At 62.2% G+C, this 22,312-nt stretch carries 23 protein-coding genes; 4 read left to right on the top strand and 19 right to left on the bottom strand.

Features of this window, described 5'->3' with window-relative positions:
- Positions 1–2: 2 nt before the first annotated feature.
- The 3 genes from AOP79_RS10610 (at position 3) to AOP79_RS10620 (ending at position 3,056) form a co-directional block, all read left to right on the top strand.
- The gene (locus tag AOP79_RS10610; protein WP_062073371.1) at positions 3–713 is read left to right on the top strand and encodes an energy-coupling factor ABC transporter ATP-binding protein; all 711 of its coding nucleotides are present in this window, start codon (positions 3–5) and stop codon (positions 711–713) included.
- A complete protein-coding gene (locus AOP79_RS10615; protein WP_062073373.1) occupies positions 710–1,540 on the top strand; it encodes an energy-coupling factor transporter transmembrane component T family protein in 831 nt (276 codons plus the stop codon). The genes AOP79_RS10610 and AOP79_RS10615 overlap by 4 nt, the downstream gene beginning before the upstream one ends.
- A 64-nt stretch (positions 1,541–1,604) precedes the next feature.
- The gene (locus AOP79_RS10620; protein WP_062073376.1) at positions 1,605–3,056 is read left to right on the top strand and encodes a basic amino acid/polyamine antiporter; all 1,452 of its coding nucleotides are present in this window, start codon (positions 1,605–1,607) and stop codon (positions 3,054–3,056) included.
- Between the two features lie 131 nt (positions 3,057–3,187).
- On the opposite strand, the gene AOP79_RS10625 is transcribed toward AOP79_RS10620, so the two are convergent.
- The 8 genes from AOP79_RS10625 to AOP79_RS10660 are packed head-to-tail and all read right to left on the bottom strand — an operon-like array spanning position 3,188 to position 9,660.
- Positions 3,188–3,514, bottom strand: coding sequence for a metal-sulfur cluster assembly factor (locus tag AOP79_RS10625; protein WP_062073378.1), 327 nt, complete (start codon positions 3,512–3,514; stop codon positions 3,188–3,190).
- Positions 3,511–3,972, bottom strand: a complete 462-nt coding sequence (gene sufU, locus AOP79_RS10630) for a Fe-S cluster assembly sulfur transfer protein SufU (protein WP_062073380.1) — start codon at positions 3,970–3,972, stop codon at positions 3,511–3,513. The genes AOP79_RS10625 and sufU overlap by 4 nt, the downstream gene beginning before the upstream one ends.
- Positions 3,969–5,243, bottom strand: a complete 1,275-nt coding sequence (locus AOP79_RS10635; RefSeq protein WP_062073383.1) for an aminotransferase class V-fold PLP-dependent enzyme — start codon at positions 5,241–5,243, stop codon at positions 3,969–3,971. Before AOP79_RS10635 ends, sufU begins: the two co-directional genes overlap by 4 nt.
- Positions 5,244–5,258: 15 nt before the next feature.
- Positions 5,259–6,014: a Fe-S cluster assembly ATPase SufC gene (sufC, locus tag AOP79_RS10640; protein ID WP_062073385.1), complete on the bottom strand. Its 756-nt coding sequence runs from the start codon at positions 6,012–6,014 to the stop codon at positions 5,259–5,261.
- A 22-nt stretch (positions 6,015–6,036) separates the two neighbouring features.
- Positions 6,037–6,375, bottom strand: coding sequence for a Rieske (2Fe-2S) protein (locus AOP79_RS10645; RefSeq protein ID WP_062073387.1), 339 nt, complete (start codon positions 6,373–6,375; stop codon positions 6,037–6,039).
- Positions 6,372–7,574 (bottom strand): Fe-S cluster assembly protein SufD, encoded by a 1,203-nt coding sequence (gene sufD / locus AOP79_RS10650; protein ID WP_236683398.1) that lies wholly within the window; start codon positions 7,572–7,574, stop codon positions 6,372–6,374. Before sufD ends, AOP79_RS10645 begins: the two co-directional genes overlap by 4 nt.
- A complete protein-coding gene (gene sufB / locus AOP79_RS10655) occupies positions 7,571–9,013 on the bottom strand; it encodes a Fe-S cluster assembly protein SufB (protein WP_201774459.1) in 1,443 nt (480 codons plus the stop codon). Before sufB ends, sufD begins: the two co-directional genes overlap by 4 nt.
- The gene (locus AOP79_RS10660; protein WP_062073393.1) at positions 9,010–9,660 is read right to left on the bottom strand and encodes a helix-turn-helix transcriptional regulator; all 651 of its coding nucleotides are present in this window, start codon (positions 9,658–9,660) and stop codon (positions 9,010–9,012) included. The genes sufB and AOP79_RS10660 overlap by 4 nt, the downstream gene beginning before the upstream one ends.
- A 312-nt stretch (positions 9,661–9,972) precedes the next feature.
- On the opposite strand from AOP79_RS10660, the gene AOP79_RS10665 reads away from it, so the two are divergent.
- A complete protein-coding gene (locus AOP79_RS10665; protein ID WP_062073395.1) occupies positions 9,973–10,911 on the top strand; it encodes a COX15/CtaA family protein in 939 nt (312 codons plus the stop codon).
- Between the two features lie 10 nt (positions 10,912–10,921).
- Here the strand turns inward: AOP79_RS10665 and AOP79_RS10670 are convergent, their stop codons facing one another.
- The 11 genes from AOP79_RS10670 to AOP79_RS12005 form a co-directional block, all read right to left on the bottom strand.
- Positions 10,922–11,488, bottom strand: a complete 567-nt coding sequence (locus AOP79_RS10670; RefSeq protein ID WP_062073397.1) for a TetR/AcrR family transcriptional regulator — start codon at positions 11,486–11,488, stop codon at positions 10,922–10,924.
- 150 nt (positions 11,489–11,638) lie between these two features.
- Positions 11,639–12,220 (bottom strand): NUDIX domain-containing protein, encoded by a 582-nt coding sequence (locus tag AOP79_RS10675; RefSeq protein ID WP_236683400.1) that lies wholly within the window; start codon positions 12,218–12,220, stop codon positions 11,639–11,641.
- A 72-nt stretch (positions 12,221–12,292) separates the two neighbouring features.
- The gene (gene pyrG / locus AOP79_RS10680) at positions 12,293–13,954 is read right to left on the bottom strand and encodes a CTP synthase (RefSeq protein WP_062073399.1); all 1,662 of its coding nucleotides are present in this window, start codon (positions 13,952–13,954) and stop codon (positions 12,293–12,295) included.
- A 55-nt stretch (positions 13,955–14,009) separates the two neighbouring features.
- Complete coding sequence (locus AOP79_RS10685) at positions 14,010–14,942, bottom strand: copper transporter (RefSeq protein WP_062073401.1); 933 nt, start codon at positions 14,940–14,942, stop codon at positions 14,010–14,012.
- Positions 14,939–16,096, bottom strand: coding sequence for a putative cytokinetic ring protein SteA (gene steA, locus AOP79_RS10690; RefSeq protein ID WP_161794263.1), 1,158 nt, complete (start codon positions 16,094–16,096; stop codon positions 14,939–14,941). The genes AOP79_RS10685 and steA overlap by 4 nt, the downstream gene beginning before the upstream one ends.
- Before the next feature lie 5 nt (positions 16,097–16,101).
- Entirely contained in the window at positions 16,102–17,793 is a 1,692-nt protein-coding gene (gene recN, locus AOP79_RS10695) for a DNA repair protein RecN (protein ID WP_062073405.1), read from the bottom strand.
- Entirely contained in the window at positions 17,793–18,716 is a 924-nt protein-coding gene (locus AOP79_RS10700) for an NAD kinase (RefSeq protein ID WP_082093572.1), read from the bottom strand. Before AOP79_RS10700 ends, recN begins: the two co-directional genes overlap by 1 nt.
- Entirely contained in the window at positions 18,713–19,540 is an 828-nt protein-coding gene (locus AOP79_RS10705; RefSeq protein WP_062073406.1) for a TlyA family RNA methyltransferase, read from the bottom strand. Before AOP79_RS10705 ends, AOP79_RS10700 begins: the two co-directional genes overlap by 4 nt.
- An 8-nt stretch (positions 19,541–19,548) precedes the next feature.
- Positions 19,549–19,719 (bottom strand): hypothetical protein, encoded by a 171-nt coding sequence (locus AOP79_RS11840; RefSeq protein ID WP_161794264.1) that lies wholly within the window; start codon positions 19,717–19,719, stop codon positions 19,549–19,551.
- A 4-nt stretch (positions 19,720–19,723) separates the two neighbouring features.
- Positions 19,724–20,728, bottom strand: a complete 1,005-nt coding sequence (locus tag AOP79_RS10710) for an HAD-IIA family hydrolase (RefSeq protein WP_062073407.1) — start codon at positions 20,726–20,728, stop codon at positions 19,724–19,726.
- Positions 20,728–22,312, bottom strand: a 1,585-nt coding sequence (locus AOP79_RS12005; RefSeq protein ID WP_236683402.1) for a hypothetical protein, incomplete at its 5' end; no start/stop codon positions are given. The genes AOP79_RS10710 and AOP79_RS12005, both read right to left, overlap by 1 nt.

Below are 22,312 nucleotides of genomic sequence, written 5' to 3' on the forward strand. Positions count from 1 at the left end.
GCATGATCGAGTTCAAGGGGGCCAGTGTCGTCGCGCCCGATACGGGCGTGACGATTCTCCGGCCAACGACATTGACGCTGGCCGAACGCCACATCAGCATCGTGGGCGCAAACGGCGGCGGGAAGTCCACGCTAGTTCGCCTCATCAACGGTCTGATCCCTCCAACCGAGGGGTCCGTCGAAGTCGAAGGACTCAATGTCGCGAAGCACGGTGCCGAGGTGCGGCGCCGTGTGGGCTTCCTCTTTACTGACCCATCCGCACAGCTGATCATGCCGACCGCCGTCGAAGACGTCATGCTGTCGTTGCGCAGGTCTGTCAAAAACAAAGACGAACGAACACGTGCAGCACTGGCAGCTCTTGAAGAGATGGGGCTAGGCGAGCGTGCCGATGTCTCTGTGAGTGCCCTCTCTGGTGGCCAACGTCAGCTTCTTGCCCTCGCAGGCGTCCTCGCGGTGACTCCCTCCGTCCTTATCGCGGACGAGCCCACCACGCTGCTGGACCTTCGGTGGCGGGCACACGTGGGCGCTCTGCTTCGTTCACTTCCCGTGCAACTTATTGAAGTGACACACGACCTCGACTCAGCTTCGCGTGCCGAACGCACCATCGTCATTGACGACGGGGGCATCGCCTTTGACGGCGACCCGCGCGAGGCGATTCAGCACTACCGCGACCTCATGTTTGGACGCGCCGCACGTCAGGCGCCGCCAGAATGATCTCCACTCTTGGCCTATACCGGCCACGAGACACCCCGCTTCACCGCGCGCCAGCGTGGCTCAAGGTCCTGCTGCTCATCATCACTACGGTCGTGGTGCTCGTCACCAGCGACACCGTGACGTCGCTCGGCATCATGTGCGCAGCCTTGCTCCTGTTGGCAAGCACCGCTCCCCCGCTTCGCGTCACGATGTGGACCCTCGTGGGCACTGCGCTCATCGGCCTGGTGTCATCCACACTGTTCCTGTGGCGCGGTGACTACGACCGAGCTCTCGATGTCACTGCCGATCTTCTGACCATCGTGTCTCTCGCGCTCGCCATCACCACCTCGACGTCGATGGCGGAGATGCTGGACTTCGTCGCTTATGCGGCACGGCCCATCCGAGCTGTGCTCCCTCCTGAAACTCTAGGCCTGATGTTCGCTCTCATGCTCAGAGCGCTTCCAGAAGTCGCCCGCATCTACATGGAGTCCCGCCAAGCCGCTCGTGCCCGAGGTCTCGACAAATCTATCCGCGCCGTAGTGTTCCCCACCACGACGCGGACCGTCGGCTTCGCTTTGCAACTTGGTCAGGCTATCCACGCTCGTGGCATCGGTGAGGAGTTTGACGCTTCCCATGAAGCGCGCGACGCACGCGACAAGAAGCGCACCAAGAAACGCACCCAGGCGTCGACGCGCAGTCGCAAGGCTCAGCAAGCTCCTTCGCGTGGAACTGGTCCAGAGGGGTCCGAAGACATCGAGACGCGCTCATCGGAGTCCACTGGCGAAGCAATGTCTACCGAAGAGGCGTTCGAACGGCTCATCGCACCGCGTGGGAAAAACGACAAGTAGACACCCTGCCAGGACGTTGCTCTAGGTCTACGCTGGCGATACCCGTCCACTTCCTGGAGCCCGCATGAAAGCAAACGGCGATTCGCCGCTAGGTGCGCCCATCGAGCCAGCACCGCGCACCCGTAGCACCATGTCAGCGCCAGTGCTGACTGCAATGGTGGTCGGCACCATGATCGGCGCGGGTGTGTACTCGCTTCCGGGAGAGTTTGCAGACACCACGGGAGTGGTGGGTGCGGCCATTGCTTGGGCGATCGCTGGCACGGGAATGCTCGCGCTTGCGTTCGTCTTTCAACGGCTTGCACTCGCACGCCCCGACCTTGACTCGGGTGTGTTTGCGTACGCGCGCGCTGGGTTCGGGAACTACGTGGGGTTCTTTTCCGCAATCGGCTACTGGGTGAGCGCTTGTGTCGCGAACGTCACGTACTGGGTGTTGATCGGCTCGACATTGGGCGGCGTTGCCCCTGAATTCGGTGACGGAGACACTATCTGGGCCCTCGGCCTCGGCACACTTGGTATCTGGGTGTTTCACTTCGTGATTCAACGTGGTGTGACTCGTGCGACGCTCATCAACGGCATCGCGACGGTCGCAAAGTTAGTGCCGCTCGCGATTTTTGTAGTCCTCATCATGGGCGGAGGGTTTTCATGGGAGGTCTTCACCGACAACCTCTATGCCGAGGACGGGTCGCTCGGATCACTGCCAGACCAGGTCCGTAACACCATGCTCGTCACGGTGTTCGTCTTTATTGGCATCGAGGGAGCGAGCGTTTACTCAAGATGGGCTAGGCGGCGCGAAGACATCGGCAAGGCCACCGTGTGGGGCTTCCTCACGGTCCTGACAGTTTTTGTCAGTGTGACCATGCTGAGCTACGGCGTCATGCCACGCGACGACATTGCGGACCTTCGCCAGCCTTCCATGGCGGGTGTCCTTGAATCGGTGGTCGGGCCCTGGGGTGCATGGGTGGTGGGCATCGGGCTCATCGTCTCCGTCCTTGGCGCCTACCTCGCATGGTCTCTACTTGCCGTGGAATCGCTCTACATGACTGCCGCCCACGGTGACGCACCTCGAGCTCTCGCTGCGACGAATCGCAACGACGTGCCACATCGCGCACTGCTTGCCACGTCGGTTGTCACGCAGATCTTTCTGTTGGTGGCGTTTACGGCTGAGAGTGCATTCGAGTTTTCCTTGGAACTGACGTCAGCACTGGTGATCCTCCCCTACCTGCTGACGGCAGGATTCGCGGCGAAACTCGCGTTCAAGGGAACGCGAGTCGCGACGGCAACGGTCGCAGCAGTAGTCGCGACGATCTACTCCATCTATCTGGTCTACGCCATGGGCTTGGTGTACGCGCTCATTGCTCTCATCATCTATGCGCCTTCGACTGTGTTGTATGTCTGGTCGCGTAGGGAACAAGGGGCCCGGGTCTTCACCCGCGTCGAAGCAGTGTTGTGCGCTCTGGCTACCGTGGGGGCAATCCTGGGCGTCATTGCGTTGGCTACCGGCCGAATATCCTTCTAGCCCACGGAGAACTTCACACGCCACGGATTCATGCGCTTCGCCCGTTTACGCTGCCACACACACCGATGGCCCGCGGCTCCGGCGTGGATGCCGGGGCCGCAGGCCATCGATCGCTCTAAATCTGGTGCGGTTTAGACGTTGAATCCCAGAGCGCGCAACTGCTCGCGGCCGTCGTCCGTAATCTTGTCCGGACCCCACGGCGGCATCCAGACCCAGTTGATCCGGTAGCCATTCACAAGCCCCTCAAGCGCCTGTCCAGCTTGGTCTTCAATCACGTCGGTAAGAGGGCACGCGGCAGAGGTCAACGTCATGTCGACAACAGCGTGCTGGTTTTCGTCGAGAGAAACTCCGTACACCAGGCCCAGGTCCACGACATTGATGCCGAGCTCCGGGTCGATGACATCGCGCAGCGCCTCTTCGACGTCCGCCGCATTGGGAGGAGTGGTCGTTTCAGTCATGACTGGTCCTTTCGTGCCTGGATGAGGGCATCCTTAAAAGCCATCCATCCCAGCATGGCGCATTTGATGCGTGCTGGGTACTTGCCCACACCGACAAACGCCGTTGCGTCGTCGAGCAGGTCGTCACGGTCGTCACCAAGGGCCTCGCCCTTGGCTTGCATCAAATCACGGAATGCTTCAGCGGTCTTTTCCGCAGTCTCGAGGGATTCACCTTCGACGAGTTCGTGAAGCACCGAGACGGATGCCTGGGAAATCGAGCATCCCTGGCCCTCCCAGGACACGGAAGCAACAGTGTCGCCGTCCAGTCCCACGCGGAGCCTGATTTCATCACCGCACGTGGTGTTGACCTGATGCGACTCCCCCACCTGAATGAGTCCAGGGTCCTTCAAACCTCGCCCGTGAGCCTCACGGGCATGATCCATAATCACCTGTTGGTACATCTGTTCAAGACTGCTCATCGATTCACTCCGAAGAATGCAGGGACGGTCGCCAACGCCTCGACAAAGGCGTGTGCGTCGTCAGCGGTCGTGTACACGTGTGCGCTGGCTCGGGTTGAGCCAGTCACTCCAAATCGCCGATGCAGGGGCTGAGTGCAATGGTGCCCGACACGTACAGCTATACCGGAATCGTCCAGAACCTGACCGACGTCGTGAGGGTGGACCCCCTCAACTGACACCGCGGCAACGCCGATGACATCGCGCGCATTGGCATCTCCCACAGGTCCCAAGAGCCGCACTCCCGGGATCTGAGCGACACCTTCGCGCATTATCGCGGCGATCTCACGCTCGTGAGCTTCCACGCGGTCCATACCTAGAGAACTGAGGTACCCCACCGCAGCTCCCATAGCCACGGCTTGCGCCACAGGTTGAGAGCCCGCTTCGAAGCGCGTAGGCGCGGCCTGCCAGCTGGTCTCCTCCATCGTCACGACCTTGACGGCTCCACCGCCCAAGATCGACGGCGGGAGCACATCGAGCAGGTCCTTGCGCCCATACAACGCGCCGATGCCCGTGGGACCGAGCATCTTGTGCGCGCTCATCGCCATGAAGTCAATGTCGAGCGCCTTGACATTGACGGGGATGTGCGGCACCGACTGGCACCCATCGAGAACGGTCAGCGCTCCGACGGCCTGTGCCCTGGCCACCAGGGCCTGCACAGGAGAAATGATGCCGGTGACATTCGACGCATGTGTAAAGGCGAGGACTCGAGTCCGCTCATTGACGAGCGTCTCAAGGTCGTCAAGGATCATTCGACCCTCGTCGTCAACCGGAATCCAGCGCAGTGCCGCGCCAGTCTTGGCGGCGAGCACCTGCCACGGAACGAGGTTGGCATGGTGTTCGGTCTCAGTGACACATATCTCGTCACCTGGACCCACGCGGAATCGGGCAGACTCCTCACCACCAATACCCGCCGAGGCGTTCGCGATGCCACTCGCGACAAGATTCAGCGCTGCGGTGGCGTTCTCCGACCACACAATCTCGTCGCTGTCCGCACCAACAAAGGCTGCTACTGCGGCACGGGCTCCCTCAAATGCTTCCGTTGCTTCTTCGGCCATGAGGTGGGCGCCGCGCTGCACCGCAGCATTGTGACGCTCGTAAAACTCGCGTTCAGCGTCGAGTACCACCCGCGGCTTCTGTGCGGTGGCACCCGAATCCAGGTATACGAGGGGCTTCCCATTCCTGACCGTTCGGGCCAGGATCGGGAAGTCTCCTCGTAGGTCGGGCAGCAGCATCGGTGTCAGCGGTCCTTACGCCTCGACCAGGTAGCGGTCGTAGCCTTCTGCCTCAAGACGCTCGGCGAGTTCAGGGCCGCCTTCTTCAGCAACCTGGCCGTTGACGAACACGTGGACGAAGTCGGGCTTGATGTAGCGCAGGATACGCGTGTAGTGGGTGATGAGCATGACGCCCAAGCCCGTGTTCTCCTTGACGCGGTTCACGCCCTCGGAGACGATGCGCAGTGCGTCGACGTCCAGGCCCGAGTCCGTCTCATCAAGAACGGCGATCTTCGGCGAGAGCAGCTCCATCTGGAGGATCTCGTGACGCTTCTTCTCACCACCAGAGAAGCCTTCGTTCACGTTGCGCTCGGCGAAGGACGAGTCCATACGCAGCTGCTCCATCGAGACCTTCACGTCCTTGACCCAGGTACGGAGCTTGGGGGCTTCGCCGTCAATGGCGGTCTTCGCGGTACGCAGGAAGTTCGAGACAGATACGCCAGGAACCTCAACGGGGTACTGCATCGCGAGGAACAGACCGGCCTTGGCACGCTCGTCGACGCTCATTTCGAGAACATCTTCACCGTCAAGGAACACGGAGCCCTCGGTGATGTCGTACTTGGGGTGACCGGCGATGGCGTAGGCCAGCGTCGACTTGCCCGAACCGTTGGGGCCCATGATCGCGTGGGTCTCGCCGGAGTTGATGGTCAGGTTGACGCCCTTGAGGATCTGCTTGGTGCCCTCAGGGGTCTCCACGGAGGCGTGGAGGTTCTTGATTTCCAGGGTGCTCATGATGCTCCTTGATTCACTCTTCTTAAGACTTGGGGTTGTCGACGTCGACGAGCACGCGCTCGCCGTCGATACGTACGGGATAGGTCGCTACGGGCGTGATGGCCGGAAGCTCATCGGGGACACCTGTGCGCGCATCGAAACGTGAGCCGTGGGCCCAACACTCGATGAAGCAGCCTTCGACGTCGCCTTCACCCAGCGGCACTTCGCCGTGGGTACACATGCCGCCGATGGCGTAGAAGTCGCCGTCGTCGCTGCGGACAATCGCCACCGGTGTGTCGCTGCCGGACTCGAGCGTCAACTCGACATCCATCGCAGAGCCGGGCTGCAGGTCAGCGACCATGCAGGCGAGCTGCTCGCTCACGCGTCCTCCTCGGCCAGTTCCTCATTCACGTGGTCCAGTTCAGCGTCGATGGCCTTCATGAGGGATTCCTCAACGCTCGCGACGCCAATCTCTTGCACCAGGTCAGCGAAGAACCCGCGGACGACCAGCTTGCGTGCCTGGTCCTCCGAGATACCGCGTGAACGTAGGTAGAACATCTGCTCATCGTCAAAGCGGCCAGTCGCGGATGCGTGACCTGCGCCAGCAATCTCGCCGGTTTCGATCTCGAGGTTTGGCACCGAGTCTGCACGCGCGCCATCCGTCAACACAAGGTTGCGGTTGAGCTCGTAAGTGTCGGTCTCCTCGGCTTCCTTGCGGATCAGCACATCGCCAATCCACACGGTGCGGGCTGTCTTGCCTGCGAGTGCACCCTTGTACGTCACGCGCGAGGTGCAGCGCGGCACCGCGTGGTCCACGAAGAGCTGGTGCTCCTGGTGCTGGCCGGAGTCAGCGAAGTACAGGCCGAACAGGTCGACGCGTGCACCCTCGCCGGCAAATGCCGCGGAGGTGTTCAGGCGTACCGACTTACCGCCAAGCGTCACCACAGATCCACGGAGGCGTGAGTCGCGGCCCAAACGCGCCACCACTTCACCTGCGTGAACAGAGTCGTTGTCCCACAGTTGCAGGAGCACCAGGTTGAGCCCAGCATTCTGTGCGAGGTCCACGGAGACGAACTCCGAGTACGTGGCGGTGCCCTTGCGTTCGAGGATGATGGTCGCCTCGGATGAAGCGCCTGCTTCCACGAGCAGGTGTCCACGGACGTCCTGTCCAGTCCCCGTCACAGTGATCTGAAGAGGTTCATCCAGCACCGTGTTGGGGGCGATCGACAGCACGCGTGCGCCGCCAGAGTGGGCAGCGGCTACAGCAGACGCCCTGTCCCCTGGCGCGCGAACGGAACGTTCCTGGGCAGCGGCGGTGTCGATATCCGAGATGGTCACGCCTTCAGGAAGAGTGGGGATGTCCCACTCAAGGTGACCGTCTGTGTCCTCTGCCTGGAGCATCGGCTTGATGTCCTTGAGCGGTGAGAAACGCCAGTTTTCCTCACGGCCGCTGGGCACGGTAAACGTGTCCACGTCCCACGAGGTGGGCCGGTCGGCGCGCGATGCGTCTGGGGTGGGGGTACCGAGACCGTGGCTGTGCGCGGTGTCGGCAGTTGCTTGTGAGTGGTCAGTGACGGTCAACCGACGGATCCTTCCATCTGCAGTTCAATAAGGCGGTTCAGCTCGAGCGCGTACTCCATGGGCAACTCGCGCGCAATGGGCTCAACGAACCCGCGCACAATCATCGCCATGGCTTCGGTCTCGTCCATACCGCGGGACATCAGGTAGAACAGCTGGTCCTCGGACACCTTGGAGACAGAGGCCTCGTGACCCATGTGAACATCGTCTTCACGGACGTCCACATAGGGGTAGGTGTCGGAGCGGCTGATCTGGTCGACAAGCAGCGCATCGCACAGCACGTTCGACTTGGAGTTCTTGGCGCCCTCGAGCACCTGAACCAGACCGCGGTACGAGGTGCGGCCGCCACCACGGGCAACCGACTTCGACACAATCGAACTGGAGGTGTTGGGCGCCGCGTGCACCATCTTCGCTCCCGCGTCCTGGTGCTGGCCCTCGCCGGCGAACGCAATCGAGAGCGTCTCTCCACGAGCGTGCTCACCGAGCATGTAGATCGCGGGGTACTTCATGGTGACCTTGGAGCCGATGTTGCCATCCACCCACTCCATGGTCGCGCCTTCAGCAGCGGTCGCACGCTTGGTGACGAGGTTGTACACGTTGTTCGACCAGTTCTGGATGGTCGTGTAACGCACCCGGGCATTCTTCTTCACGACGATCTCCACCACGGCGGAGTGCAACGAGTCCGACGAGTAGATCGGCGCGGTGCATCCCTCAACGTAGTGAACGTACGAGCCCTCATCCGCAATGATCAGCGTCCGCTCGAACTGGCCCATGTTCTCCGTGTTGATACGGAAGTAGGCCTGCAGCGGAATCTCGACGTGTACGCCCGGAGGTACGTACACGAACGATCCACCCGACCACACTGCGGTGTTCAGGCCGGCGAACTTGTTGTCGCCGACGGGGATCACAGTGCCGAAGTACTGTTCGAAGATCTCCGGGTGCTCCTTGAGAGCGGTGTCGGTGTCCATGAAGATAACGCCCTGCTCTTCAAGGTCTTCGCGAATCTGGTGATAGACGACTTCAGACTCGTACTGAGCGGCAACACCGGCAACGAGGCGCTGCTTCTCAGCCTCAGGGATTCCTAGCTTGTCGTAGGTTTCCTTGATGTCGTCTGGGAGCTCGTCCCACGTCGTCGCCTGCTTCTCGGTGGAGCGCACAAAGTACTTGATGCGGTCAAAGTCAATGCCGGAGAGGTCGGATCCCCAGTGCGGCAAGGGCTTCTTCTCGAACATCTTCAGGCCCTTGAGACGCATGTTCAGCATCCACTCGGGCTCGTTCTTGAGAGCCGAGATGTTGCGAACGACCGACTCGTCGATGCCACGCTCGGCAATTTTGCCGGCCTCATCAGAGTCGTGCCATCCGTACTCGTAGCCGCCGATTGACGCGATGATCTCATCGTCAGTCGCCTGAGGGGCGTTTTCGGTAGGGGTGCTCATAGTCATCCTTCCTGGGACGTCGCCATTGCGACGGGGATGGTCGTGGTGCACACGTGTGCGCCGCCTGCCAGAGTCGACAAGCGCTGGACATGGACGTCAAGGAGGCGGGAAATGACGCGGGTCTCGGCCTCGCACCACTCGGGAGCCTCCTCGGCAATTGACTGCACGGGGCAATGCCCCTGGCAAAGTTGAACGGTGTAGCCGCCGGGGCCCGGGCGGACCGACGTGGCATAGCCCTGCTCCGCAAGGCCGTCGGAGAGCAACTTCACACGCTCTTCGATCGAAGCTCCCTCGGGAATCGACGCGGACAGTTGTTCTTCAAGTTCACGGGCCTTGGATTCGACGAACTCGTCGAGTTGGCCATGCTCACGCATGAAAGCCACCGCATCTACAGCGACGCTCGAGTAGGCGGCCGTCAACGACTGCTGTCCCTCGGTAGTCGCCACGTAGGACTTCGCGGGTCGGCCACGTCCGCGCGCGTGTTGGCCGGGAGGCTCGTGGTCCTCAATAAGGCCATCGGCGATGAGAGCCGAGAGGTGGCGTCGAACGCCAGCGGCTGTGACACCAAGTTCATGGGCCAATGCCGATGCCGTGATAGGGCCTGCCGAGGTGATGAGCCCCAGCACGCGGTCGCGTGTGGTGTCTGCCGTCAAGACGCTCTCCCAACTGGTGCCGTTGTCATGGTGTTCTTAGTAGACAACATTCTTGTTGCTAAATTCGTTCCCTGCAAGCAAGGGAAGCCTTACCTCAGTGTTGCGTAATTCGGTTTCTTGGGGACGAGCGGGCGACCTCTCTACACGCCGCACACATCGGTAACGCGGAGGCCTACGAGAGTGTTCCTGACAGGACGAGACAGTGCCTGTCAGCACGTGGAAGACATCCCGGAGCGAGCGACGGTACGTCCCTCGGCCGCTCGTGAGCAGGCGATGTCCATCACCACTCCCACGCGAAACTAGGATGGCACGGTGACTTCCCGCACGGCTTCCCCTCTTGTCCGCGCCTGGACGGCAGTCCTCGACTGGATCACCCGTCACGGCCGCGGATTCATCCTTGCCAACATTGCGACGCAAGCAGGCATTATCGTGACGGGCGGAATTGTGCGCCTCAGCGGTTCAGGCCTGGGTTGCTCGACGTGGCCTCAGTGCGAGCCGGGAAGCTTCACACCTGACTTCCACCCCGAACAGTGGTTCCACCCCGCGATTGAGTTCGGCAATAGGCTGCTGACCTTCGTGCTCGCGGCTGTCGCCTTAGGCGTCGCGATTGCGGTGTGGCGTTCACGTCCCGACCTCAAGTGGTGGGGGCTGATTCCCGGAATCGGGATCATCATTCAGGCGGTCGTCGGTGGAATCACCGTGTTGGTGGAGCTTCACCCACTGGTGGTGGCACCGCATCTCATGCTTTCCGCCGGGCTGGTCTGGTACGCCGTATGGCTCTCGCTCACATATCGGAGAGCACCGCGCAGATCAGGATCATCGGTGATGTGGCATCAGCGCGCGATCGCGATCGCAGTGTTTGCCATTGTGTTCCTCGGTGCGCTCACCACAGGAGCGGGACCACACTCGGGCGATATTGAGGCAACGGAACGCCTTGCACTCGACCCAGCCTTGATCGCGCGAACACACGCAGCAGCTGTGTGGATCTTCCTCGCGCTCTTCATCGTCCTCGTGTGGCGCGTGCGTCGCGACCATTCTGAAGGTGACCGTGACGAGGTTCGTCGGGCATGGATTGTCCTCGCCTGTGTGACTGCCGCCCAAGGCCTGGTGGGCTACGTCCAGTACTTCACTGGCTTGCCGGAAGTCCTCGTCGCAGTGCACCTTCTGGGCATCGGCCTGTTTACTGCGGCCCATGCCGCAACTCACTATCTGCTCAAGACGGCAGACGACCCGGCCCTACCGCGCTCGTAGCGAGTTTGCGCTAGCGAATCTGTGCCAGGACTACATCGACGCCGGAGAGGAGCACCTCTTCGGGCTCGAGCGGTTGCTCGGGCGGCCCGGCCAGCTCCAACATGACGCGTCCATGGAGGAAAGCCCACAGTTGAGCCGCGATGCGTACTGTCAATGGCGAGTCTTGGCTACTTCCTGCCTCGCCAGCGACGGCCTCCACGAGGGCACCGTAGGCCGCATCGGCAGCCTCCCACGCCACTGACCCTGGACTGTAACCGGACGCACGCGCAGCAAACATTAGTAGGTACTCGTCAGAGTGGTCGAGAGCCCATCGCCGGTAGCGCGAGGAGGCCTGCACAAGCGGCAACGACTGCTCCTGAGGGAAGACGGTGCACATGAAGTCCGAAAATCCTTGAATGAAGAGCTCATCAAGTAGCCCTTGCTTGCCGCCAAACCACGTATACACGCCCGTGGTTGAGCAGCCCGCCTCTTCCGCTACGCGACGGACCGTCATGCCAGCAACGCCATGCGAGCGCAGTACTAACAGAGCGGCGTCACCGATCACCGCTCGCTGCTCTGCCAAAGGGGAATCCACCATGGCGACAACCGTAGTTCACTGCTCTTCGTCGCGTGCGGATGCTCACGAGCGTGGTGCAACTTCGTGACACCTGGTCGCGACAGGCCAAGCAACGCGCACGGTCGCAAGCAGCTCTGCGACCGGTACCGTTGCCGGCACTCCAGCTATGGACTAGGCAGTTTCCGAGTTCTGAGCGTCGCGCGCGGGCGGCCGGTTCCAATCGCTCTGAGCCGGTCGCAATGTCGCACCGTCGCTACGCAACGCCTCGGAAAGCGAAAAAGCGCCGATGACCGTCGTGGGGCCATGGACCCGTCCCTCGAGCACCGCAGCCATCAGCTCATCGAGGGGCACCCAGGCGCCCTCCATCTGGGCTTCTTCTGCTTCCCGCGAGAAGCGCTCCGCCTCCGGGACTTCGACTAGATCACGCGCAAGAAAGATGCGTATTGCCTCGGTGGAACCGCCAGGCGACGTGTACGCGTCAATCAGCAAGTCCCATTGCGATGCGGTGAGATCGGCTTCTTCCCAGAGTTCACGGCGCGCAGCCTCAAGTGGGTCTTCGCCGGGCATGTCGAGCAGCCCCGCGGGTGGCTCCCAGCACTCGGCGCGCACTGCATGCCGGTATTGCTTGACGAGGTAAACCTCGCGGCGCTCATTCATCGCCATGACCGCTACGGCACCGGTGTGCCGCACATAGTCGCGTGTGACGCGCTCGTCATCGCCAAGGTCGATCACGTCCGAGTCGATATCCCACACGGCACCAGTGAACCCTCGCGTACGAGAGATCACCGGTGCGGAACGGGGCGTGTCACACAGTTCTTCCACTGTCTACGCCGATTGCTGAGCGGTAATGGCGGCGCCGATAAGTCCAGCAAACAGCGGGTGGGCTTTGGTGGGTCGAGACAGGTACTCGGGGTGTGCCTGGGTGGCGACGTAGTACGGGTGCGTCTCGCGTGGCAGTTCCACGAACTCCACCAATTCACGGTCGGGCGACTCACCTGACACCACGAGGCCTGCTTCTTCAAGCTGGGCACGGTAGGTGTTGTTTACTTCATAGCGGTGACGGTGGCGCTCACCGACGGTGGTGGTGCCATACGTGTCGGCGACCACAGACCCTTCTTTGAGCACTGCTTGGTACTCACCCAAGCGCATGGTGCCGCCGAGGTCTCCCCCGCCGTCGACGATCTGTCGCTGCTCTTCCATCGTGGCGACCACGGGGTGCGGGGTCTCAGGGTCGAACTCCGAGCTCGAGGCTCCGTCGAGGCCCAGCACGTTTCGTGCGTACTCCATGACCATCGTCTGCATACCCAGGCAGATTCCGAGCGTCGGCACCTGGTTTTCGCGTGCCCAACGGAGTGCCCCGATCTTGCCGTCGACGCCGCGTACACCGAAGCCTCCGGGGACCAGGATGGCGTCCGCACCAGAGAGCGCTTCTTCTGCACCTTCGGGGGTCTGACACGTATCGGACGCGACCCAGCGCACGCGAACCTTCGCGTTGTGGTGGAATCCACCTGCGCGCAAAGCCTCGGAGACCGACAGGTATGCGTCGGGAAGGTCAACGTACTTGCCCACCAATGCGACCTCAACAAAATGCTGTGGACGGTGCACACGTTCGAGGACGTCGTTCCACGCACCCCATTCGACGTCGTGGAATGGGAGGTCCAGGCGGCGTACAACGTAGGCATCGAGGCCTTCAGAGTGCAGGACCTTAGGAATGTCGTAGATGCTCGGCGAGTCCTTTGCCGTCACGACTGCTTCGTTCTCCACGTCACACATGAGTGCGACCTTGGCCTTGACGGAAGCGGGGATGTCGCGGTCAGCACGAAGCACGAGGGCGTCAGGCTGGATTCCGATCGAACGCAGTGTCGCCACCGAGTGCTGCGTCGGCTTGGTCTTTTGTTCTCCAGAGGGGCCAATGAACGGCACCAACGACACGTGAAGGAAGAACACGTTGTCGCGACCCACATCGTGGCGAATCTGTCGAGCTGCTTCGAGGAACGGCTGCGACTCGATGTCACCGACGGTTCCGCCTACCTCGGTGATGATCACGTCACAGTCGGGGCCTGCCTGGTCGCGCATGCGCCGTTTGATCTCATCCGTGATGTGCGGGATCACCTGCACGGTGTCACCCAAGTACTCGCCGCGACGTTCCTTCGCGATCACTTGTGAGTACACCTGACCGGTCGTGACGTTCGAACTCGCGGAGAGTTTGACGTCGAGGAAGCGCTCGTAGTGGCCGATGTCCAGGTCGGTCTCGGCGCCGTCTTCGGTGACGAAGACTTCGCCGTGTTGGAAGGGGTTCATGGTGCCCGGATCCACGTTCAGGTAGGGATCGAGCTTTTGCATCGTGACCCTGAGCCCGCGTGAACGCAGCAGGCGTCCCAAGGAAGATGCGGTGAGGCCCTTGCCAAGGGAGGAAACTACCCCACCTGTGACGAAGATGTGCCGTGTGACATGGTCCGTACCGGACGAGTTTCTAGATCGCTCCACGGGCTTTAACTCTAACAGTCACCGGGGCATCACGGGCGCGTAATCGCATCAATTTTTAGGGTGTCGGTACGTATGAGGCATCCGCACCCGCCGAATACTGGGCCACATTGCCGCCGATGTTCTCGGCGAGCACAAGCGCCGTCGACAGCTGTCCGAAGTATCCCGTTCCGGATGTCACAGTGCTCACCAGGGACGATGCCTGAGGAGAGTTCGCAACTGACGTCGCGAGATCTCCGGGAGAAGGATCTCCCGACGTCGCGACGGTTCCCGTCGCATACTCACCCAAAACTCCCACAATCTCTGCGTAGACCGCGAAGTGTTCGGCTGACTCATCAGAAACCGGACCTGCGATCATTGTCACTGCCGTCGAGACGTCGGTGACTGTCCCGCTGACGAGCCCTGCCTCAGCCAGGAGGTCCCAAAGCGTGTCAGCACGGTCTTGCGCGCCCGCAGTGTAATCAGCCGGGTCCTCACCGGACGGTGCCGCACCGGGCATCAGGGCCTGCGCCAACGCGTGTGCGAGGACCGCAGTCGAGGTCATTTCTGACGACGCTCCGATCACCTGAGGTGTGAGCGTGCTTGCCAAAGAGCTGCGGAAGGCGACCTGGTCGGGGTTCGTCCACTCTTCGGTGATCGTGACATTCGCCGAGATCGACGCACCGGCCTGAACCTGACGGCTGCGCACACCCTCAGCATCGGCGCTGTCCGGCTTCGCGACTTCGATGCTCGCTACTGACTGACTCTCGAGCGTTCCGGCAAGAACGCGTGGCGCTGTTTGATCGGCATACTGCTCACCAGCGGCTGCCTGCTGCCGTTCCTCCTCGACCAATTCTTGAGCCTCGGCGACTTCGGCGTTGAGTTGATCGATCTGTTCGGTCTGACTCCCTGTGAGTGCGTCCCGCATGGGCCCCGAACCCAAAACGATGCCCACGGCGAGGGCGAGGAACACGGCTGTCAGTGAGACGAGGTGGTATCTGAAGTCGATCATGCTGCGCCGCCGATCCAACTGGTGAGTGCATTCCAGGTGGTTTCGACCCACTCGCGGCCCCCTGGAGTCGCCCACAGCGCGGCGGCTAGCGCAGTGACTGCTGCCAGCACCATTCCGACAAGCGCCCACGAACTGTATCGATGACGGTAGACCAGCGCGAGAGTCCGCGCGTCCACCATGGTGCCGCCTGCACGCAAACGTGTCAGCAGCGTGCCGGCCGCAGTAGCGGGGCTACGTTCCAGGAAGTCCATGAGGCGCGACTCCACTCCGACCGTGACGATGACTTCCGCTCCTCCGGCGTGCGCAAGAAGAATGGCAATGTCAGCGGCAGACAGGGTCGAGTCAACGTGGGAATGGTCGATGCCGAGGGCCTCCGCTCGGATCAGCCCCGCATCGGTTCCCTGGGGATCGTGCAGCACCACGTGTCTGGCTGAGGTGAGGGCCTCTTCGTCGACGGTGTCGACGTTGCCGACGATGATCGTGGCGGCCGGGCCGATGTCCTTGGCAGCGTTCGCGCCGGGGCCAACCCCGATCACGAGGGGGCGCTTGTCGCGGAGGTACCGGCGGATCTCGGTGAGCTGCTGCCGATGCTGGTATCCGGGCGCCACAATGACGACATGCCGACCGGTGAAGTCGACACCCGTCTCGGGAAGACCCTGGCCTTCGAGAAGAATGTCACCTTCGCGGGCGATCTGTTCCATGGCGGTAGACGTCAGCATCTGCAGCTGCACCCGCATGCCTTCGGCCGAACCTCGCATTGCGTCGACGACGGTCTCGACGTCAAGCTCTGTCCCAGTAGCGACCTCGCTACCATCGACGACGATGCGACCGTTGTCGATGGTGATCGAAGTTCCGTCCTTCACATCCATAACGGCAGGCCCGACATTGTCGACGAGGGGGATCCCGGCCTCCAAGAGGACCCTTGGACCACCAGTGGGATAGCGACCGGAGATGGACTGGCTCACGTTTACTACTGCAACGGGCTGGCGTGCCACCAAAACCTCTGCCGAGCCTTGGTCAAGGTCGAGCATGTCGATGACGGCCACGTCTCCCGGACGCAAGCGGCGCGCGAGAGTCATGGGCTGAGGATCTAGGCGTGCGGGGCCGGCAAGCGTGCCATCGTCCGCGTCCCGTGTGTGAGAGGAACGACTCATGATCCTCATCGTGCCACGCGGGAGGCCTCCAACAGCTCAACTGCGTGGGCGCGTGCGGTACTTGATGAGTCCTGCCCTGACAGGAGGCGTGCCACTTCCTCGATCCGTCGTTCACCGTCGATAGCGGATACGTCGGTCCGAGTGATAGACCCGTCGGTCGCCTTCGAGACGACGACGTGCGCATCGGCGAATGCTGCCACCTGTGCCAGGTGGGTCACCACGATCACTTGGTGGTGACGCGCCAAGGCTGCGAGTCGGCTACCGACAGCGATCGCAGCGCGCCCGCCGACTCCCGCGTCGACTTCGTCAAACACAAAAGTGTGAGGAGTCTCGGACGCGACGTCAGAGAGAGCGACTTCGAGGGCAAGCATGATGCGAGACAGCTCGCCACCGGAAGCGGCATCGGCGATCGGCCGATGCTGTACTCCCGGGTGGGCAGCGAGCGTGAACGTGACGTTGTCGGCGCCATGGGCCATCGGCTCCGTGTACTCAACGCGCACCTTCATCTCCGCGTCAGGCATTGCCAATTGTGCGAGTTCCTCATCGACTGCGCCGCCGAGCGATTGCGCAGCAGACACTCGTGACTGATGCAGTTGTCCTGCGAGCGCCTCGAGAGCGTCCCGTGTCTCCCGTTCGCGTTCACGCCTGGTCGCTAAGGTCTCGTCCCAGTTGTCATCGGCTTCGATACGCACGCGAGCATCGTCTGCGTAGCTCAGTAGCGCGTCGAGATTCGCAACGCCGATGCGCCTCAGCAGCGCTGAGATATCCGACCGACGCTCGTGCACTTCGTTGAGCCGCCCCGGCTCGGACTCCATCCCATCGATGTACATCGCGAGCTCGGTGGCAACGTCGGTCGCCCCGTAGACAAAACTGGCGAGTCGCTGCTCTAGCTCTTGAAGTGTGTCGTCATGTTGGGCGGCGTCTGCCAGTGAGCGTCGTGCAGCCTCCAACGTTGTCACGGCGGCCGCATCGTGATCCCCGGTCAAACCCTCATGGGCGGCTGCCACACCCACGCGCACGTTCTCGCCGTTTTCGAGCAGCCGCACCTGCGCCTCGAGCGCCGCGTCCTCTCCCGGCTGCGGAGCGATGTCGTCAATGGCGGCGACATCGTCACGCAACCTCAGGACTTCAGCACGTTGCGCCTCGGCCCCTGCTTCCATCTCAGCGAGCTCTGCGCGCGCCTCGTTCCACGCCAGCCAAGCATCAGTGTATGAAGCGAGCACTCGAGAGTGCTGCTCGCCACCGTATTCATCGAGGGTCGCACGCTGGCGAGCACTCGATCGAAGGCGCACCTGATCGCTTTGTCCATGAACGGTGACAAGCGACGATGCGAGGTCGGCTAGGAGCGCAGACGGAACGGTTCTCCCACCTACGACGGTGCGCGACCGGGTTTCAGCGCCAACGGTCCGAGCCACGACCACAGTTCCGTCGTCCTCAATCATGACTCCCGCATCGTGCAGACGCGCCGACGCCTCAGAATCGCGAGGAATGTCGAGAACCGCCTCTGCGAGTGCTTCTGGGGCGCCCTCCCTGACAGTCGCCTTGACACCTTTGGCGCCAAGAATAAGACCCAAACCGGTGAGAACCATGGTCTTACCCGCACCGGTTTCGCCAGTGACACAGGTGAGGCCAGGCCCAAGAGCAATCCGAGAGGATTCAATCACTCCCAAGTCAGCAATGGACAGTTCGTGGAGCATCAGCCGTCCTCGTCCGGCGCTTCGGGGGCCACCTCACGCGGCGTAGCAGAGTCCTGGCCGTCCATCTCACGACCGATGGGGGTCAGCCGCGCTCGCTCTCCGCGCCACCCCTCCGTAGGGAGCGAGAACTTCTTCACCAAACGCTCAGTAAACGGCGAATCAGACATACGTGCGAGCTTGACAGGAGTATCTCCCTTGAAGACTTCGATCACACAGCCGCGACCTGCGTCGATCGCGCGTGCGCCATCGAGCACCACTTGCCCTGCAGCATCAGATGTCGATACGACCTCGATCGCGAAGCGCGAGCGGGGACCGACAACAAGGGGACGAGCAAAGAGCGCGTGGGCAGCCAACGGCACGAACAGCAACGCATCCACATCGGGCCACATTACTGGTCCGCCTGCTGAGAACGCGTGGGCGGTTGACCCCGTCGCCGTCGAGATCACCATTCCATCGCACCCAAACGACGACAGCGGCTGATTGTCGACGGCCAACGTGACTTCGAGCGTGCGCACTGGCTCCGCTCGTTCAACCGTCACCTCATTGAGCGCCCAACCTTGTTCGACGCTACCGTCGGCACGCACTACCCGTACCTGCAAGGTGCCACGTTCTTCTACGGTGTACTCCCCCGCTGCGAGCCGGCGAGCGGCGGCCACGACATCATCGCGGTCAAGTTCAGCAAGAAATCCCACGCGCCCAAGATTGACTCCGAGGAGGGGGATCCCCGTGCCATGCATGACATGCGCCGCATGCAGCATCGTTCCATCACCGCCAAGAACGAGCGCCACCTCAATGTCACCAGCGCTATCGAACTCGTGAAGAACGGTCATCCCCAGGTCAGTTAACGTGCGCTCGACAAGGGTCGCAGCCTCAATGATCTCTTGACGGTGTGGGTTTGAAATCACCACCACAGCACGACTCATGCGGTTCCGTTCACCTCCTGGGCGATGTGAGACTTCAGAGCATTGCCCGACAACATGGGGCGCATCTCGTGTTCCTGGTCCCTACCCTGCCATGATCCGGATGCCCATACGAAGAATTCCTCATTCCCTTGAGGACCGGGCAAGTCACTACGCTCCACATGGTGGATCGTGAGGCCCACATCAATCATCGCTTGAGCCACTGCCAACACCGCTTGACGGCGCTTCGCCAAATCCGTCACGACTCCGCGACTCGACAGCGCACCTCTGCCTACTTCGAACTGTGGCTTCACCATCAAGACAAAATCTGCATCTTCCGCAGCGAAACGGACCAACGCAGGGATCACATGCGTGAGCGAGATAAAGGAAAGGTCCCCCACGACCAACGACACGCCTGCTCCGGGACTGCCTGCGTCCAAGTCCTTGACGTTAACGCGCTCACGAGACTCAACGCGTGCGTCGTCACCAAGCGCCGGCGCTAGTTGCCCGTGCCCCACATCGACGGCGATGACGTGAGCCACGCCACGCTCTAACAAGACCTGGGTAAAGCCTCCCGTCGAGGCTCCCGCGTCGAGCGCCTGGGCCCCACCCACGTCAAGCCCCAGTGGTTGGCACGCGTCCAGCGCACCCAAGAGTTTGAATGCTGCCCGGGATACGAAGTGTCCTTGCTCCTGATCAACCTCAATCAAGGCGTCGTCGGATACTGCTAGCGAGGGCTTTACCGCCGTACGCCCGTCGACGGAGACGGCACCAGCGTCAATGAGCTGTTGAGCGTGAGAACGCGAACGCGCGAGCCCTCGAGCATGGAGGGTGCGATCAAGCCGCATCGAGCCTGCTACTGGTCCTCGCGGAGACGGTGCGACAGCGACGACTGAATCTTGTCGAAGAAGTCGGCTTGCTCGGACAAATCCGAAGGCAGTTCCGTCACAGACCGCAGTGCTTCACGGACCTCTGCAGGGTACTCGACGGATCCTAATGGCTCACGCTGTTCGGAGAAGTCGCTCATAGGTTCAGGATACGCCCAGGTCTGGAAGCGACTCAACCCTGAGTGTTCCGCCACTGTCAACGAAATGCCACGCAGCCGCGCATGAGGCCCGTACCCGGTCAAGATCGGTGCCGCCCGACACTGACAAGACACCGTCGGTCACGGTCGCGACAGACTCGTTTACCCGCCATCCCTCCTCAGTAGCCTTGGGTTCCGGGTGCACCTCCATCAAGCACCGCAGGTCTCGTCCGATGTACGCCGGACGTTCGTCGGGTGACGCGAGCACCGCGTCCCGGCCGTCATTGACGCCCGTCAGGACAAGTAAACCGGGGAATCCCGCGGCACGCGCGCCCTTGAGGTCGGTGTCGAGACGGTCACCAATCACCATCGGCCTTGCGGCTGAGGCTTGCTGGGCGGCCAAGCGAAACATCTCGGGAGCTGGCTTGCCTGCACTCGGTGGAGTCACGCCTGTGGCAGTCATCACTACGTTAACCAGGGATCCGTTGCCAGGCGCAACGCCCCGATCGTTAGGAATCGTCAGATCCATGTTCGAGGCGAAGAACTTTGCGCCCTGCCTAATGGCGTAGGAGGCTTCAGCAAGTTCTTTCCACGACACATCAGGCGAGAATCCTTGCACCACAGCGTCCGGGGCATCGTCGGCGGAATCCACCAATGTCATACCCACGTCCACCAACGCAGTACGCAGACCCTTGCCGCCGACAACATAGATGCGGGCGCCCGGATCAAGTTCCGTCTCGACCATCAGCGCCACCGCCTGTGCCGCGGTGAGAACCTCGTGCTCGGCGGTTGGCATCCCCAACTCCGTGAGGTGCGCAGCGACCGAGGACGGTTCACGGCTGGCATTGTTGGTGACGAACACCAACCGCATCCCGGACATCTTTGCCGACGCGAGAGCGTCAGGCGCGGTCGGGATCGCATAGGGGCCGCGATACGCGACACCGTCGAGATCCACGAGGGCTGCATCGTGGGTGACGCTGAGCGGACCCGAACTGCCGAGTAGATCACTCATCACTGGTCGTCCGACTCCTTCAAGGGTTCTTCGCTCACCTCGGAGACCTCATCCGGATCATCGAGTTCAGCGGTGTCATAGAGCGTAATGTCGTCAGCCCACGGATCCTTGACCGGCGCGACGGCTGGCAACGTCGCCTCAACCGCTTCGGCCTCGTCGGTTCTCCCGAGCGAACGAAGGACAGTGGCACGGGCGGTATCCAACTGGACCTGAACATTGTCATCGAGCGCATCGATGCGGCTGAGACCCAAAAGAGCGGCCTCGCCGTCGCCCATGTCCATTCGGGCACCGGCAACGACAATGTCGAGTTCAGCCTTGGCCGCAGGCTCGAGCTGTGCGGCCTCGGGCTCCCGTGCCAACGCTACTGCCCGCTCGGGCCGGCCAAGCCCGCGTTCACAGTCAGCCATGAGTGCCAGATGTTCATTGGAGCCGTTAAGCCGACGCACAGTACGGAACTCGCGAAGCGCCTCGGCATAGCGTCCCGTTGCGTACGCAGCCACAGCCCCCGCCTCTCGCACCACATCTACGCGCCCTGCACGTGCCACGGCCACTTGAGCATGCTTATAGGCCAGCTCGGGGTCGAGCTCCAGGTAGAGCCCGGCCATCACAAGGTGCCGACCCACGTCCTCAGCGTTGTCCTTGCTGAGGGTTCGTAGGCGCGCACGTACGGTCCGATCGAGCTGACCGATCGAAATCTCCTCGGGGATGTCGGGTACATCAACCACCTGCTTGGCGGTGGTGGTCCGATCTGAACGCCGTGAGCCGTCCTCGCGTTCATTGCGACGGTCATCACGACGCACCTGGTCACGCTTCCAACCGCCACCCTGGCGGTCATCACGTTCGGAGCGACCGCGGTTGTTGTAGCCATCTCGGCGGTCACTTCCGCCGCGCTCATTGCGCGGGCCACCATTAGGCCTGCCTGTACCGGACCTCGCTGGCCCCCGCTGGCTGCCGTAGGAGCGCTCGCCACCTCGACGGTCACCGCCGGGGCGCTCGCCTTCACGGCGCGGCCCTCCATAGGACGAGCCCCCACGAGACGGCGCGCCAGACCGTGAACTGTCTCCGCGCGAGTACCCGTTCGAACCCCGGGAGCCACCGCTCCCAGTAGATCTCGACGATCCGCCATAGGTGCGCTGCCCGTCACGCCGGTCACTGGTGGGGCGCTCGCCTTCACGACGCGGGCCGCCGGAACGCCCTCCTGCAGCACCCTCGCGCCCGCGGTAGCCTCGATCGCTTTCACGACGGTCGGCACTGCCGCGGCTTGAGCCGTAGCCACCACGAGAGCCCGAGGGTCCACCCGTTCGACTGTCACGTTGACCGCCAGAGTATGCGCCGCGATCACCGCTACGACCTCCGGAAGTTCGCTCGCGCGAATCCCTGGAGCCGCCTCCAGAACTGTTGCGCGGAGGGCGCCCTGTGTTCGCAGAGCGGTTCCGTTGCGAATCGGAACGTCGACTCTCGTCTGATTCTTCTGGCTTATCGGCCATCGTGCCGTACTCCTCGTCAGCTGGCGTGACATGTACACGCGCAATATCAATAGTGCCTGAAATAGAGAAAGGCCGCCCCGAGTCGGGGCGGCCTTTC

It is taken from the genome of Demequina sediminicola (assembly GCF_000975055.1).
GTDB classification, from domain to species: domain Bacteria; phylum Actinomycetota; class Actinomycetes; order Actinomycetales; family Demequinaceae; genus Demequina; species Demequina sediminicola.